Origin of the sequence: Bordetella genomosp. 10, assembly GCF_002261225.1 — a bacterium.
In the GTDB taxonomy this organism is placed as follows: domain Bacteria; phylum Pseudomonadota; class Gammaproteobacteria; order Burkholderiales; family Burkholderiaceae_B; genus Bordetella_C.
Genome location: NZ_NEVM01000005.1, coordinates 1787156 through 1802137 on the forward strand (window position 1 = coordinate 1787156; position 14982 = coordinate 1802137).

Below are 14982 nucleotides of genomic sequence, written 5' to 3' on the forward strand. Positions count from 1 at the left end.
GCTCCAAGGTTCGAGTTCATGCTACGCGGCGGCCAGCGTACCCGTGAGTAAAAAGTTTGTCGCGATATCGGCGTGCGCGGGCGCCGTCCAGCGCCGCGCCCGGCCGCGTCCCAGCGGGCGTGCCTGGCCCCGCGCCGCCAGCGCATCGAGCGCCCGTTGCAGGGTGCGCTGGCTGACGCCCAAGGCCAGCGCGAGCGCGGAACTGGACCACGCCTCGCCGTCCGCCAGCAGCGCGAGCAGGTCGGCGTGGGGCTGCTCGACGGGAGGCGTCAATACCGCGACGGTTTGCGGCGGGGGGCGTAGGGCGTCATCCAGGATCAGCGCATACCCCGCCGCGGTCGCGCGAACGCCGGCGAGCGGCCGCAGCGCAGCGCGCAGCCTGCCGATTTCCACGCGCAGGCGGGCGCGGTAGGACTCGTCCGCGGCCTTCCCGCGAAAGACCCGCCGCACCAGCGCGGCGCGCGACACATCGCCCGGCCACGCCTCCCCCAATGCACGGACCAGCGCGAAAAGCGTGGGGCTGCGCGCCAGGGCGATCGTGACGGCGCCGGATTGCACGGCGTGGCGGCAGCCGTCGATGACCAGCGCCGGGCTGTCCAGCAAGGCCTCCACGTCGTCCAGCCGCAACGGCCGCTGCGCACCGTCCGCCAGCAGACAGGCGGCCGGCGCGGCCAGGACGCGGCGCATGGCCTCCACTTCCGCGGCCAGGCCGGCGATGCCGGGTTTTTGAGCGGCAGGAGCATCCCCGGCCGCTTCAGGCGAACGCCATCCCTCTGTGCTCCAGTCACGCTGCGACAGGAGGACGCACCAATATTCCGCACGCTCCAGGGCCTGCCGCGCGGCCCTGGCCTGCCGTTTCCGCAGCGCGATGCCGGCGAGCAGCAAGGCGTGGAGGGCCCGCATGGCGGGCGGCGCGGCGGCGGGATCGAGCGTCGACAGGCCGGCCTGCGCCTGGTCGACGTCCCCGGTCAGCAAGCGGCGGCGCGCCTGGAGCAGGCGGGCATAAACGGCGTTGGCGCGGTCGCCATGGGTATCGAAAACGGCTTGCGCGCCATCGAGGGCCTGCTCCAGGCCGGCCAGTTGCCGCGTGGCCAGCGCGATCTCCGCCTCGGCCAGGCGGCAGCGCGCCTGCGCGACGGGCGCCCGTGCGCCGAAGGCCCGCGCGGCGCGGCGCACCAGCGCGCGCGCCCGCGCCATGTCGCCGATCTGGGCCATGGCGACGCCGCGCAGCGCCAGGGCGGGCGCATCGTCGCGCAAGGCGACGCGGTTCAGCGCGTCCAGGGGATCGCCCGCGGCCAGGGCGCGGGCGGCGGCCTCGATGCCGGGATCCCTGCCGCCTCCGCACGCATCACTGCGCGGTGATGTGCGCCTCCTTGATGATGGTCTCATAGTGCTCGGAGTCCTTGCGCATCAATTCGCCGAATTCCGCCGGCGTGCCCCCGGCGGGCATCAAGCCCTGGTCCATCAGCTTGCGGCGCACGTCGGGATCGTTCTTGGCGATGGCGGTGATCTCGCTGGCCATGCGGTCGACGATGGCCTGCGGCGTGCCCTTGGGCGCGAGCAGGCCGACCCACGACTCGGTGGTGAAGCCGGGGAAGCCGGACTCCTCCATGGTGGGAATGCCGGGCTCGGTGGGCCAGCGGCTGGTATGGCTCAGGGCCAGGGCCTTGAGCTTGCCCTGCTTGACGTACTGCATGGGCACCAGGATGGGGTCGAAGACCATCGAGACCTGGCCGCCGAGCAGGTCGGTGAGGATGGGCGCGCTGCCCTTGTAGGGCACGTGGGTCATGGCCATATTGGCGCGCAGCGCGAAATCGGCGCCCACCATGTGCGCGCTGGACCCCGTGCCGCTGGACGCGAAGGTGAGCTTGTCGGGATGGGCGCGGCCGTATTCCACCAGCTCCTTCACGTTGTTGGCCGGCACGGCGTTGCTGACGAACAGGAAGAGCGGCAGGTCGGCCATGTGCACCACCGGGATCAGGTTGGCCGGATCGTAGGAGATCTTGTACAGATGGCTGTTGATGACGTAGGCCGGCAGGATGCTCAGGAAGGTGTAGCCGTCCGGCTCGGCCTTGGCGACATAGGCGGCGCTCAACTGGCTGTTGGCGCCGGGCTTGTTCTCGACGATGATGGTCTGCTTCAGGCGCGCGCCCAGCTTCTCCATGATGATGCGGGTCACGATGTCGGTCGCGCCGCCCGGCGTGTAGCCCACCACGACGTGGATGGGGCGGCTGGGCCAGGCGGCATCGGCCGCCTGCGCCTGCCCACCGAAGCCGGCCGCGCCGGCGGCCAGCGCCAGGGACAGCAATAGGGTTTTCAGGCGCGCGCGGCGCGGATGTCGGGTTTGCTTCATGTCGTCGTCTCCTGTGCTGCCGGATCGAGCCGGCTGTTCTTGGTCGCATTCGCGCCGGATGGCGCATTTTGGATTGCCGCTGGAAAATACTCAGGCCGCCAGCAGCCTGGCCTTCGCCGCCTCGTATTGTGCCGCGATGCGGTCCACCAGGGCGGCGGCCGGCACCACCGCGTCGATGACGCCCACCCCCTGTCCGCAGCCCCAGATGTCCTTCCAGGCCTTGGGCGCGCCGGACACGTAGCCGCGCTCCGGCGTGGGCAGGTTGTCCGGGTCCAGCCCCGCGTTGCGGATGGACGCGGCCAGGTAGTTCCCGTGCACGCCGGTAAACAGGTTGCTGTAGACGATGTCGTCGGAACTGGCCTCCACCACCGCCCGCTTGTAGCCTTCCGAGGCATTGGCCTCCGCGGTGGCGATGAAGGGCGAACCGATGTAGGCGAAATCGGCCCCCAGCGCCTGGGCCGCCAGGACGGCGTCGCCGGTGGCGATCGCCCCCGACAGCGCCAGCGGCCCGTCGAACCACTGGCGGATTTCCTGCACCAGGGCAAACGGATGGCGCGTCCCCGCATGGCCGCCCGCGCCGGCCGCGACCGCGATCAAGCCGTCGGCTCCCTTGTCGATCGCCTTGTGCGCGTAGGTGTTGTGAATCACGTCGTGCAGGGTCACGCCGCCCCAGGCATGGACCGCCTGGTTGATTTCCTCGCGCGCGCCCAGGCTGGTGATGACGAGCGGCACCTTATATTTCTCGCACAGGGCCAGGTCCTCGTCGAGGCGGGTATTGGTCTTGTGCGCGATGAGATTGATGGCGAAAGGCGCGGCCGGCCGCGCCGGATTGGCCGCGTTCCAGGCGGCCAGGGTCTCGGTGATCTCCGCCAGCCACTCGTCGAGTTGCGCGCTGGGCCGCGCATTGAGGGCGGGCATGCTGCCCACGATGCCGGACTGGCATTGGGCGACCAGCAGCGCGGGCGTGCTGACGATGAACATCGGCGATGCGATCACCGGCAGCCGGAGTTTCTGCAATACGGCGGGAATCCTGGACATACACGTCAACCTTTAAAAGAACCGATCGGGGAATCGCACCGACTTCAGGCAACCTCGCCGGGCAGCGTCAGCACGCCCTTGTCGCGCAAGGCGGCCAATTCGTCGTCCGGCAGGCTAAGCAGGCGCTGCAGCACTTCGCGGGTGTCCTGGCCCAGGCCGGGCGGCGCCTTGCGTATGGGCAGGCGCCGGCCGTCGAAGCGATACGGCGGCGCGAAGGTGTGCGTCTTTCCCGCCACGGGATGTGGCATCTCGCGCAGCATGCCCGCCTGCCGGGTGCGTTCGCAGGTCAGCGCCTCGTGCAGGCCCGCCACCTTGCCGCAGGGAATGCCGCAGGCCGCCAGCCGCTCCAGCAGCGCGTCGCGCGGGAAGGAACGGATCAACTCCACCATCATCGGCAGCAGGACCAGGCGGTGCTTGCTGCGCTCGACGTTGGTCGAGAAGCGCGGATCGTCGGCGATGTCCGGCCGCATCACCACCTGGCGGCAGAACTTGTCGAACTGCGCGTTGTTGCCAACGGTGATGATGAGCGGTCCATCGGCCGCCTCGAACATGCCGTAGGGCACGATGGAGGGATGGGCGTTGCCGTAGCGCTGGGGGTCGTGCCCCAGCAGCATCGCGTCCAGGCCGTAGTAGCTGGTGGTCAGGATGCCGCAGTCGTACAGCGACATCTCGATGTGCCCGCCCCTGCCCGTGCGCTCGCGCCGCCACAGCGCCGCCAGCACGGCCTGCGCCGCGCACATGCCGGTCATCATGTCGACGACGGCGACGCCGAACTTCAAGGGCGGCCGGCCGGCCTCGCCATTGATGGCCATGAGGCCGCTCTCGCCCTGGATCACCAGGTCGTAGCCGGGCCGCCCCGCCTCGGGCGAATAGCTGCCGTAGCCGGCGATGGCGCAATAGACCAGGTCCGGCTTGATGGCCTTGAGCCGTTCATAGCCCAGACCCAGCTTCTCGGCGCCGCCATGCTTGAAATTGTGGATCACCACGTCGAACCGCGGCAGCAGTTCGTGAACGATGCGCACGCCCTCCTCGCTTTGCAGGTCCAGCGTGACGGACTGCTTGTTGCGGTTCATGGCCGAGTAGTACGTGGATTCGGTCTCGCCGATGCGCAGGCCCCAATCGCGCGTGTCGTCGCCCCGGCCCGGATGCTCGACCTTGACCACCTCGGCGCCGAAGTCCGCCAGCACCTGGCCGCACAAGGGGCCGGCGAAGACCCGGGACAGGTCCAGGACCTTCACGCCCTCCAGCGGCAAATCCATGCCCTCATCGGCCTGGGGCGCCGCCTGCGTCTGCTTCATCTTCGTCTCCTCTTTATCTTTTTTGCGAAGCGCTCAACCTGGCCGGCGCAGGCCGGCGTAGTCCGGCGGACGCTTCTCCAGGAAGGCGCCTATCCCCTCGCGCGACTCCTCGGTCTCCTGCGAAAGCACCATGAAGCGCGCCTCCTGCTCCAGTTGTTCCTCCAGGGTGTTGGCATGGGCCACGCGGCACAGCGACTTGATGCGCGCCATGGCCAGCGCCGGCCCCTCGGCCACGCCATGGGCCAATGCCAGGGCCTCGGCCAGGGCTTGCCCCGGCGCGGCCAGGCGGTTGACCGCGCCCAGGGCGTGCATCCGCTCGCCGTCGACGCGATTTCCCGTCAGGCACAATTCGGTCAGCAACTGCCGCGACATGAACTCCGCCAGGAAGGCCGTGGCGCCGCCGTCCGGCGTCAGCCCCACCTTGACGTAGGCCACCGAAAACACGGCGTCACGCGCCGCCACGAGCATATCGCAAGCCAGGGCCAGCGACAGGCCGGCGCCCGCCGCGGCGCCCTCCACCGCGGCGATCAGGGGCTTTGGGAAAGTCGCGCAGGCTGCGCACCATGCCGTGCAGCCCTTCGAGCAGGACGCGGCGTTCCTCGACGGGCAGTTCGCGCCGCCTGGCCAACTGGCGCAAGTCGCCGCCGGAGCAGAAATGCCCGCCCTCGCCGGTCAGCACCACCGCGCCCACCTCGGGATCGGCGGCCGCGGCGGCCAGCGCTTCCGTCAGGGCGGCATAGAACCCGGGCGACAAGGCGTTGCGCGCCGCCGGGTTGTTGTTGCTCAACACCAGTACGGCGCCCTCGCGCCGGCTGAGCAGGACCGGCCCGGTCATGGATGGCTCCCCTGCCCGTCCTGCTGCTGTCCCAGTTCGATGAAGCGGGCCAGGTGATGGTCTTCGTCGCCGAACTGGTGGTCGATCATGACCAGCCGCTTGGCGTAGTGGGCCAGGGGCAGCTCCCAGGTCATGCCGATGCCGCCGTGCAACTGGATGCTTTCCTCCGCCACCAGCGTGCCGACATAGCCGGTGCTGTACTTGGCCGCCGACAGGACGCGCTCGCGCGCCACGCGGTCGTCTTCGTCGATCGCCGCGGCCGCGTTGATGACGGCCGAGCGCGCCTGCTCCACTTCCAGCAGGAGGTCGGCCATGCGGTGCTGCAAGGCCTGGAAACTGCCGATGGGCACGCCGAACTGCTTGCGGATGCGCAGGTACTCCAGCGTCTGGTCCTTGGCCACGTCCATGGCGCCCAGCGCCTCGGCGCACAAGGCCAGCACGGCGTAGCCGCTGATGCGTTCCAGCACCTCGAACCCCGCGCCCTCGCGCCCCAGCAGCCCGTCGGCGCCGACCTTCACGCCGTCGAACGTCAGCTCGGCCGCGCGGCCGCCTTCGAAGCGGGGGTAGCCGCGCTTGGACAGGCCCGCGGCGTCGCCCGGCACCAGGAACAGGCTGATGCCGGCCGCGTCGCCCGGCTGGCCCGAGGTGCGCGCCGAGACCAGCAGCAGGCCGGCCTGCTCGCCAAACCCCACCACGCCCTTGGCGCCGTCGATCACCCAGCCGTCGCCGTCCCGGCGCGCCGTGGCGGCGACGTTTTCCAGCTCGTAGTGGCTGCCCGGTTCGTCATGGGCCAGCGCGGCGATGCAGTTGCCGGCGATGATGTCGTCCAGCCAGGCCTGCTGCGCCGGGCTGCCGGCGTGGACCAGCGCCTGGCCGACCGCCAGCGCGCCCAGCATGGGCTCGGCCACCAGGCCGCGGCCCAGGCACTCGAACACCACGCTGATGTCGAAGCCCTGCCCGCCGAAACCGCCCGACGTCTCCGGGAACAGCGCGCCGATGGCGCCCAGTTCGGCGAACTTCGCGTACAGGGCCGGGCTGTGGCCCTCCTCGCCATAGGCGATGCGGTTGCGCGCCTCGATGCCGTATCGTTCGGAGATGAAGCGGTTCAGCGTATCCGCCAGCATGCGGCGGTCTTCGGTATGTTCGAAATTCATGTCGCCACCTGTGTCCTACAGTCCCAGGATCGTCTTGGAGATGATGTTCTTCTGGATTTCGTTGGAGCCGCCGAAGATGGACAGCTTGCGATAGTTGAAATAGGCCTTGGCGGCGGACTGCGCCTCGGGCGGGCCGACCGGCGTTTCGTCATAGCCGTAGTGCAGCGCCGCCTCGATGTACGGCGCCGCGTAGGGGCCCATCGCGCGGCGGATCAGCGACAGCAGCTCCTGGCGGATCACCGTGCCCTTGATCTTCAGCATGGAGCTTTCCGCGCCCGGCACGCCGCCGCCGGCCACGGCGGCCAGCACGCGCAGGTTGGTGGTCTTCATGTTTTCCAGGTCGATCTCGACGCGCGCCACCCGGGCCGCGAAGAGCGGGTCTTGCAACAGCGGACGGCCCTTGTACGCCAGCCGCGCGGCCGCGGTCTTGAGCTTCTCCAGCAAGGCCATCGAGAAACCCACCCCCGCGATATTGGTGCGCTCGTAGGTCAGCAGGTACTTGGCGTAGGTCCAGCCCTTGTTTTCCTCGCCGACCAGGTTCTCGACCGGCACCTTGACGTTGGTGAAGAACACCTCGTTGACTTCATGCTCGCCATCGAGCGTGATGATGGGGCGCACCTCGATGCCCGGCGTCTTCATGTCGATCAGCAGGAAGCTGATGCCCTGCTGGGCCTTCACCGACTTGTCGGTGCGCACCAGGCAGAAAATCATGTTGGCGTACTGGCCCAGGGTGGTCCAGGTCTTCTGGCCATTGACGAGGTAGTAGTCGCCCGCCGGGTCGGCGACGCGCACGGCGGAAGTCTTCAGCGAGGCCAGGTCGGAACCCGACCCCGGCTCGGAATAGCCCTGGCACCACCAGTCGGCGCCGTTGAGGATGCGCGGCAGCCAATGCTTTTTCTGCGCCTCGTTGCCGTACTTGATCAGCACCGGCCCCAGCATGGTCAGGCCGAAGGACAGCAGGCGCGGCGCGCCGGCAACGGCGCACTCGGTCTCGAAAATGAATTTCTCGAAGGCGTTCCAGCCGGTGCCGCCGTATTCCCGGGGCCAGTGGCTGGCCAGCCAGCCGCGCGCGTTGACGCGCGCCTGCCAGTCCTCCATGTCCTCGCGGGACAGGTGCAGGTTGTTCCTTACCTTGGCCGCCGTCGCCTCGGGCAGTTGGTCCTTCAGGAAGCCCCGCACCTCGTCGCGAAAGGCCAGTTCTTCGGGCGTGAATTGCAGATCCATCAGTCTCCATCCTTGAATAAGTTCCGGGGCGGCCCGGCCGGCCACGCGACGGCGGCGGAAACCAGCCGCGTCCCCCCACCGCATGGAAGCCAGAGATTCTGGCATCGACAAAATCCCTTTACAATTCAACAAGACATTGACAATCCGTTCAATTTTTTTTGACACTGACCCATGGATCTCGCCTCGCTGACCATGCTTGTCGAGATCATCGACAGCGGCAATCTCAGCCAAGCCGCGCGCAAGCTCAAGGTGACGCGGGCCAACGTCAGCTATCACCTGGCGCAGCTCGAAAAAGCCGCCGGCGTGCAGCTCCTGCACCGCACCACGCGGCGGGTGGAACCCACGGAGGTAGGGGCCCGCCTGTACCAACACGGCCTGTCCATCCGCAATGAGATGCGCGCCGCGCAGGAAACCATCGCCAACCTCAGCCAGGGCCTGGTGGGCCGCGTCGGCATCAGCGTGCCCAGCGGCTATGGCCAGTTGGTGATGAGCCACTGGCTGATCGAGTTCAAGCGCCTCTACCCCGGCATCGTGCTCGACGTGCTTTTCGAGAATCGCGCGGACAACCTGCGCGACGACGTGGACATCGCCATCCGCGTCCTGCCCGAGCCGCCGCCCTCGCTGGTGGCGCGGCCGCTGGGCGACGTGCATTACGTGGCCTGCGCCTCGCGCGAATACGTGCGCGAGCACGGCCTGCCGGGCACGCTGCAGGCGCTGCGCGATTCGCCGCTGATCACCTCCAGCGTGATGGGCAAGCACCTGCGCCTGTCAGCCTACCGGGACGGAGAGCGCCACGAGATCATGCTGGAGCCGACGTTGATCTCCGAGCACTTTCCGTTCTTGCGCCAGGGCATCCTGGCGGGCCTGGGCGTGGGTCTGGTGCCGGACTACGTGGTGCGGGACCAGCTTGCGGCGGGCGAGATCCTGAGCACGCTGGACGAATACCGGCTCAGCATCTTCGGCACGCATATGTACCTGCTCTACCTGTCCAATCGCCATCAGACGCGCGCGGTGCGCACGTGCATCGCCTTCCTGCTGGAGAAGGCGGGCGCCGCGGGGGCATAGCGCGGGGATTGCGGGCGGCGGCGCCTCAGGCGGGCAGGCCGGCGAAGGGCGCGCGGCCGAGGGTGCCGAGCAGGTCGGTCTGGGAGATGATGCCGGCGACGCAGCCGGCGGCGTCGGTGACGATCACCGCATGCGTGCGGCCGTCGGTGAGCACCGGCAGCAGCGCGGCGGCGGGCTGGTCGGCGTCCGTGGTCTGGGCCGACGCCAGCACGTCGGCCACGCTGGCGGCCGGACGGACCAGGTCGCGCAGGCCGACCGTGCCGAGCAGATGCCCGTGCTCGTCCAGCACCGGCAGCGTGCGGATATCGTGCCGCAGCAACAGTTCCTGCGCCTGGGCCGGCGTGGCGTCCGGCCGCACGGAAATGACGTCGCGCGACATGATATCCGCGCAAAGCAGGTCGGCATGCGTGCGCACCAGCGCCTGGACTTCGATTTCATGCAGAAGCTGCTGCAAATCTTCCGGGTCGATGTCGAAGGTGGTGCCCAGCTTGGCGAGCGCCGCCTCGACGTCCTCCTGGCGCGGCCCCACCCGGTCGACGGGCGACGGATCGGCGGTCCCATGCGGATTGGCGGCGGGCGCGGGCTTGTGCGGATAGGCCCGGCGCGTCAGCTTGTGGAAGAAGATGCCCAGCAGCACCAGCATGCAGGAGTTCAGGCCCACCGGCACCAGCGGAAACAGCGCGCCCCATTTGGCGACGGCGGGACCGCCCAGCGCCACGGTCAGCGCGGCGGCGCCGCCCGGCGGATGCAGGCAGCGCGCGATCGACATGGCGCCGATGGCGAAGGCCACCGCGGCGCCGGCGGCCATGACGGGATTGGGCACGATCTGGCCGATGAGATAGCCGGCGAACGCCGACAAGGTGTTGCCGCCGATGATGGACCAGGGCTGGGCCAGCGGGCTGGAGGGCACGGCGAACAACAGCACCGCCGACGCGCCCATGGGAGCGACCAGCAAGGGCAGTTGCGGGCCGTTGCCCAGCATCACGGCGCAGATCAGGCCGGTCAGGCCGATGCAGGCCAGCGCGCCGATACAGGCGATGAAGCGTTCCCGCCCGGTCGCGCCCGCGAGCATGGGCCGGAAAAAACGCAGTCGCCCGGCCGGCGACGTCTTGGGGGAAGAAGGGAGCAGCGGATTCATGGCGTCATGAACTGCCTGCGCAGGCGGGGAATGAAGCCTGCTTCGCAGTCCTGCCCGAAAAGGGGCCGCCGGATTATTCTGGATTAATGCGCCATAAGCAAATAACCGTCCGGTCCGTGACCGGGCGAGGGAAGGAGGTAGCGGCCCGATGACGATGGCGGCCCCATGACATAATCCGATGCACCATGAATGCGCAAAGCGACCAGGCCATGGGTTCTTCCGCTGCCCTTCCGCCGCCCGCCTCCGGCCCGGACGCGCACCTGTACCGGCAGATCTACGAACGCATCCGCGGCGCCATCGGCGCGGGCACCCTGAACCCGGGCGACCGCGTCCCGTCGGCACGCGCCCTGGCCAAGGAGCTGGGCGTCGCGCGCGGCACCGTGGAGCTGGCTTACGCCCTGCTGGCCGCCGAAGGCTACGTCCAGGCGCGCGGGCAGGCCGGCACGATCGTCACGCCGGGTTTGCAAAGGCGGCCGGCGCCGCCCCACCCCGCGCCACTCGCCGAGCGGCGGGGACCTGTAGACCACGCAGCGGAAGACGCGGGCCTTGCAATGCAGGCCCATGTACCTGCTCATATCTCTACTCCGATCTCTGCCCCCGCCCTCGCCCCGCCGGTATCGCCGGCCACCCGCCGCGCGCCGGACATGCCGGCCATCCTCCCCTTCCAGATGGGCCTGCCCGCGCTGGACGCCTTCCCCCGCAAGATCTGGGCGCGCCTGGGCGCCCGCCACCTGCGCGCCGCCGGACCGTCCGACCTGTCCTATCCCGCGCCCGGCGGGCTCGCCAGCCTGCGCCAGGCCATCGCCGCCTACCTGCACATGGCGCGCGGCATCGCCTGCGGACCGGCGCAGGTCTTCGTCACCTCCGGCTATGCCGCCAGCATGCAACTGGCCGTGCATGCCCTGTTGCGGCCCGGCGACCGCGCCTGGGTGGAAGACCCGGGCTATCCGCCCACCCGCTCGCTGCTGGCGCAATTGAACATAGCGGCCGTGCCGGTCCCGGTCGACAAGGAAGGCCTGGCGGTGACACGCGGCGTCGCGCTGGCGGACGACGCGCGCCTGGCGGTGGTGACGCCGGCGCACCAGAGCCCCCTGGGCGTATCGCTGTCCCTGCCGCGGCGGCAGGCCCTGCTCGACTGGGCGGAACGGCGGTCCGCGTGGATATTCGAAGACGACTACGACGGCGAGTATCGCTACGCCAGCCGCCCGCTGCCGGCGCTCAAGAGCCTGGATCGCGGAGGCCGCGTGCTGTATGCCGGCACCTTCAGCAAGGTGATGTTTCCCGGCATCCGCCTGGCCTACCTGGTCGTCCCGGAAGATTTATGCCGACGCGTCGAAGCCGTGGCGCGCGTCATCGGCGGCGGCACGCCCTGGCTGACGCAGGCGGTGACGCAGGCCTTCATGGCCGAAGGCCACTTCGTGCGGCATATCCAGCGCATGCGGCGGCTCTATGCCCAGCGGCGCGCGGCCTGCGCGCGCGGCCTGGCGCAGGTCCTCGGCGACCGCATGCACGTGGAGCCGCAACCCGGCGGCATGCATCTGGTATTGCGGCTGCACGCCGGCCAGCGGGACCGGGACCTGGCGGCGCGCATGCACGCCGAGGGCATGTACGCGGGAACGCTTTCGAGCTGGTACGGCAGCCCGCCGCCCGACGGACAGGCGCTGCTGCTGAGCTTCACGAACGTGGAAAGCGAGGAGCAGGCGGCGGCGCTGGGGCGGCGGATACGGGCGTTGATGGATTGATGGCTTGATGACGTGACCAAGCGCCTTGGCGTCCTCATTCGTCTTGGCGCTTTTCCGCGGGCACGGCCCCGTGCCATGCCCGCCACCGCGTCCTGCTTAACGAATGACGCTCCATCGCAAGGCCGACCTGGCCAGGTACGGACCCGCATTGCGCCGGGAAGAAGAAACCGCGAAAGCGGCATTCCCACCCGCCCCGCCGTCATCGCCATGCCGTCTTTCCGCATCGGCCGCCGTGTCCGCATCGTGCATGAGCAGCATCCCGGCCAGCCCCTCCTCCGAATGGCGCACGCTCCTTACCTCGCGGCGGACGGCCTTCAGGACGAAGCCCAGCATCTCGCTCTCGTAGCCATTGGTCTTGCCGGCGCCGCACATGGCCTCGACCATCTTGTGCGGCGTGATCGCGTACTTGGTCAGCTTGCGGTCGATTTCCTTGAGGTCGGCCGCATCCCATTTAAGCGCCGTCTCCAGGAAGGTCAGCACCGGCACGGGATTGTCGAGCACCTTGACGATGCGGCCCTCGCGGACGTCCAGGTCGTACACGCCGATCAAGCGCCGGCCCAGCGCCAGCCGCTTCTCCTTGTCGTTTGCGAGCAGGGCCGCGAAGAATTCGTGGACCAGCGTCGTATTCTCGCGGAGGAAGCGGTCGAACTCGATCAACTGCTGCATGTAGTTCGAGGACATGATGGGAGAGAACAGCCGGGCGTCCAGCTTGCCGGACATCCTCGCCAAATCGTCGGCGCTGACGAAGGGATTGCGCCACCATTCACGCAGCCTGAAGGCCGCGCGCCGCAGGGCGTTCGCGGGCAAGGCGATGCGCGCGGGCCGCAAGTCCGGCGTTGCCGCGCCATGCCCGGCCCACTTTTCGTGCGCCTCGTAGACCGCCGCCGCGCCCGGTCCGCTCAATTGCGCGACCGCCATCTTCATCTCGAAGCAAAGCTTGACCTCGGGATCGGATCCCTTGCCATGCCTGCGTTCGTCCTCGATGCACCACCAGAGGAAGGCGCGCAGACTATCGTTCCTGGCCGCTTCGATTTGCCGCTCCGTCGACCGCGGATCGAGGCGCATGTAGGCCGCGATGGACTGCTGGAGCCGCCACTCGCAGTGTGCGTGGCGCCATGCGGCCTTGGCGCGCGCGTTCCGGAACGGGTAGGCAAGGAAGGCAAGGCGGTGCATGAGCCGCTTCTTCCAACCGACGCGATCGAACACGGCCGGACCGCGCATTTCCCTGATTGCCTGGACGACCGGAGCCCCGCCGATATCCGGGTCCGGCGCCTGGGCAACGGCGGCGGGCGGCGTCGTGCCCGCGCGTCGGCACAGCGCCTCGACTTTTTCATGCCCCAGCTTGCCGATCAGCCATTCGCGCCAGACCGTCAGAAGCCGGGCAAGCGCCTGCTGTACGGCGACGCCCTCGACCTTCCTGTGCGGCTCGCCGTCGACGTCGATGTTCACCTGTTTTTTTCCTTCCTCCAGGAAAACGAATAGCGCTTCGTTGAAAGCCGGGTCGTGCTGCCCGATTTTCTCGAAAACCTCGCTGTACGAGTTGTTCCCGCGCAGATCGTGAAGCACGTAGATGCCGCGCAGCACCCGCAGGAACACGTCGTTGATGTGCGCGTGGGTCAGGGCGCGCACCGTCTGGCGCGGCCCTTCGTCGGATCCCAGCCCGATATGCCTGCGTGCCTCGTTGAAGGAGCTCCGAAGACTCGCCGCGCCCGACCTGCCCGTCTGCGCATCCAGGCTTTGCTTCAGCGTATCGAAGACGGGTTTCAGGAAAGGCTCGGCCCTGTCGAGCCTTTTTTCCAAGGCGTCGGCATCCCCTTTCCGGGCGAGATCCAGCACTTCGAACAATGCGCTCAACTCGCGCGCGGGCGTTCCGCTGTAGCGGGCGTTGTATTCGTCCCAGACCACCTTTTTCAGCAATCCGAGCATTTCCTGCCACTTGCCTATATCGAAAGCGGGGTCCGTCCCGCCCGACTTCGACGCCAGCCGCGTCCCCGCATCGGCATCATGCTCCGCATGGGCAACCTTGTCCTCCAGCGCGGCAAGGTTACGGCGCTCGATCTGCGACATCAAATAATGCAGTTCAATGTGGTCAAGGGCTTTGACGGCTTTCAGGAGTATGGGCAGCAAAGGCGGCGCCGCCAGGCGGCGCTCCCGGACCGGCGCCTGATGGGACGGCCCGCAGCCACGATGCAACCTGGCTTGGGCATCGAGTTGGGGCGCGATGTCGGCGTTCGCCGTGGCGATCCGGTGCATTTCAAGCGCCATTTGCTCATGGGCGCGGCACAAGGCCCGGACCGCCCTGTTCGTCGCCTTATAGGGATCGGGCGCGATGAGCGTCCTGAAATAGCGCAGCCCGGCGGCGCCGTGGGCCCGCCACTGGGACACGAAGCCGCGGCCCTTGGGAAGCTCGCCCTGCATCTGCGCGGCATGCGCGTCGCACTCGATGCTCACCAGGCAGCGCAACAGCGCTTCCGCGTAGGCCTCTACCTCGTGCTCCAGGGCCACCAAGGACTGCCCGTCGACCTGGAACGACGCGGCCTCGGCACGCGCCGCCGTGCGCGCGGCCGCGACAGGCTCAGGAACCGGCGTAGCGGGAGGCGACGGCGGCAGGCGGCGGGTCTCGGCGTCGCCGCCCAACACGCTTCCTTCTACATAGTCCTCGAACTTGAAATGCCCGTCCGGCGCATGCATTTTCCCGGGCGCCGCCGCGAGACTTTCAGGAGGGGTATCCGCCAGGAGGGGAAACGCCGCGCGCAGGTCGGCGGCATTGCGGTATGGCCGCAGCGAAATAACCTTCCCCTCGGCGGCCGATCTCGGGGCATGGGCCGACACAGCGCCGGTCATCGCGATCATTTTGCCTTTCACCCACGTCAGGCCGCTCTCCAGGTTCCTGGCCAGTTGGGCGCGGCGGACATTGGGAGGAGGCGTGACGACGATGGGGCGGTAAATCGGGCCGTCGCCGAAAAGCGCCATGTCTTCGTCGAACGCAGCCGGGTCCATGTGAGCGGAAATGGGCGGCGCGGCGCTCGGACCTTGATTCTCGCGTGTCATGTCGTACTCCTTGAAAAGCCCAACGAATGACAGCTTGGTTGCGCGTACCGCGAAGAGTGGTTCCCGGCCTTTCGGCGAGCGGCG

10 protein-coding genes and 1 pseudogene are annotated in these 14982 nt (G+C 68.7%); 2 read left to right on the forward strand and 9 right to left on the reverse strand.

The features are described from left to right. Positions 1-21: 21 nt before the first annotated feature. The 7 genes and pseudogenes from CAL29_RS24075 to CAL29_RS24105 all read right to left on the reverse strand — a co-directional run bounded on the left by CAL29_RS24075 (position 22) and on the right by CAL29_RS24105 (position 7902). Complete coding sequence (locus CAL29_RS24075; RefSeq protein WP_256977702.1) at positions 22-1389, reverse strand: helix-turn-helix domain-containing protein; 1368 nt, start codon at positions 1387-1389, stop codon at positions 22-24. Further along, positions 1349-2353, reverse strand: a complete 1005-nt coding sequence (locus CAL29_RS24080; protein ID WP_094855468.1) for a Bug family tripartite tricarboxylate transporter substrate binding protein — start codon at positions 2351-2353, stop codon at positions 1349-1351. The genes CAL29_RS24075 and CAL29_RS24080 overlap by 41 nt, the downstream gene beginning before the upstream one ends. A 90-nt stretch (positions 2354-2443) precedes the next feature. Continuing rightward, positions 2444-3391, reverse strand: a complete 948-nt coding sequence (locus tag CAL29_RS24085; protein ID WP_094855469.1) for an NAD(P)H-dependent flavin oxidoreductase — start codon at positions 3389-3391, stop codon at positions 2444-2446. 44 nt (positions 3392-3435) lie between these two features. After that, positions 3436-4689: a CaiB/BaiF CoA transferase family protein gene (locus CAL29_RS24090; protein ID WP_256977704.1), complete on the reverse strand. Its 1254-nt coding sequence runs from the start codon at positions 4687-4689 to the stop codon at positions 3436-3438. 33 nt (positions 4690-4722) lie between these two features. Next, positions 4723-5524: pseudogene (locus CAL29_RS24095) on the reverse strand (oxepin-CoA hydrolase, alternative type). Continuing rightward, positions 5521-6678: an acyl-CoA dehydrogenase family protein gene (locus CAL29_RS24100; RefSeq protein ID WP_094855470.1), complete on the reverse strand. Its 1158-nt coding sequence runs from the start codon at positions 6676-6678 to the stop codon at positions 5521-5523. The pseudogene CAL29_RS24095 and the gene CAL29_RS24100 overlap by 4 nt, the downstream one beginning before the upstream one ends. 15 nt (positions 6679-6693) lie before the next feature. Beyond that, on the reverse strand, positions 6694-7902 hold the full coding sequence (locus CAL29_RS24105) for an acyl-CoA dehydrogenase family protein (protein WP_094855471.1): 1209 nt from the start codon (positions 7900-7902) through the stop codon (positions 6694-6696). A 171-nt stretch (positions 7903-8073) separates the two neighbouring features. Here CAL29_RS24105 and CAL29_RS24110 point away from each other — a divergent pair, with 171 nt between their 5' ends. Further along, positions 8074-8967, forward strand: coding sequence for a LysR family transcriptional regulator (locus tag CAL29_RS24110; protein ID WP_094855472.1), 894 nt, complete (start codon positions 8074-8076; stop codon positions 8965-8967). Positions 8968-8992: 25 nt separating this feature from the next. Here CAL29_RS24110 and CAL29_RS24115 read toward each other — a convergent pair whose 3' ends face one another. Next, the gene (locus tag CAL29_RS24115; RefSeq protein WP_094855473.1) at positions 8993-10105 is read right to left on the reverse strand and encodes an HPP family protein; all 1113 of its coding nucleotides are present in this window, start codon (positions 10103-10105) and stop codon (positions 8993-8995) included. Positions 10106-10290: 185 nt separating this feature from the next. Here CAL29_RS24115 and pdxR point away from each other — a divergent pair, with 185 nt between their 5' ends. Then, positions 10291-11847, forward strand: a complete 1557-nt coding sequence (pdxR, locus tag CAL29_RS24120) for a MocR-like pyridoxine biosynthesis transcription factor PdxR (RefSeq protein WP_373559806.1) — start codon at positions 10291-10293, stop codon at positions 11845-11847. 96 nt (positions 11848-11943) lie between these two features. Here pdxR and CAL29_RS24125 read toward each other — a convergent pair whose 3' ends face one another. Then, on the reverse strand, positions 11944-14898 hold the full coding sequence (locus CAL29_RS24125) for a hypothetical protein (protein ID WP_094855474.1): 2955 nt from the start codon (positions 14896-14898) through the stop codon (positions 11944-11946). Positions 14899-14982: the final 84 nt, after the last annotated feature.

Excerpts from the sequence above, each read along its gene's own strand:
- CAL29_RS24110 (WP_094855472.1), top strand. The coding sequence starts at position 8,074 with ATGGATCTCGCCTCGCTGACCATGCTTGTCGAGATCATCGACAGCGGC.
- CAL29_RS24085 (WP_094855469.1), bottom strand. The coding sequence starts at position 3,391 with ATGTCCAGGATTCCCGCCGTATTGCAGAAACTCCGGCTGCCGGTGATC.
- CAL29_RS24080 (WP_094855468.1), bottom strand. The coding sequence starts at position 2,353 with ATGAAGCAAACCCGACATCCGCGCCGCGCGCGCCTGAAAACCCTATTG.
- CAL29_RS24075 (WP_256977702.1), bottom strand. The coding sequence starts at position 1,389 with ATGAGACCATCATCAAGGAGGCGCACATCACCGCGCAGTGATGCGTGC.
- CAL29_RS24125 (WP_094855474.1), bottom strand. The coding sequence starts at position 14,898 with ATGACACGCGAGAATCAAGGTCCGAGCGCCGCGCCGCCCATTTCCGCT.
- CAL29_RS24100 (WP_094855470.1), bottom strand. The coding sequence starts at position 6,678 with ATGAATTTCGAACATACCGAAGACCGCCGCATGCTGGCGGATACGCTG.
- CAL29_RS24115 (WP_094855473.1), bottom strand. The coding sequence starts at position 10,105 with ATGAATCCGCTGCTCCCTTCTTCCCCCAAGACGTCGCCGGCCGGGCGA.
- pdxR (WP_373559806.1), top strand. The coding sequence starts at position 10,291 with ATGAATGCGCAAAGCGACCAGGCCATGGGTTCTTCCGCTGCCCTTCCG.
- CAL29_RS24090 (WP_256977704.1), bottom strand. The coding sequence starts at position 4,689 with ATGAAGCAGACGCAGGCGGCGCCCCAGGCCGATGAGGGCATGGATTTG.
- CAL29_RS24105 (WP_094855471.1), bottom strand. The coding sequence starts at position 7,902 with ATGGATCTGCAATTCACGCCCGAAGAACTGGCCTTTCGCGACGAGGTG.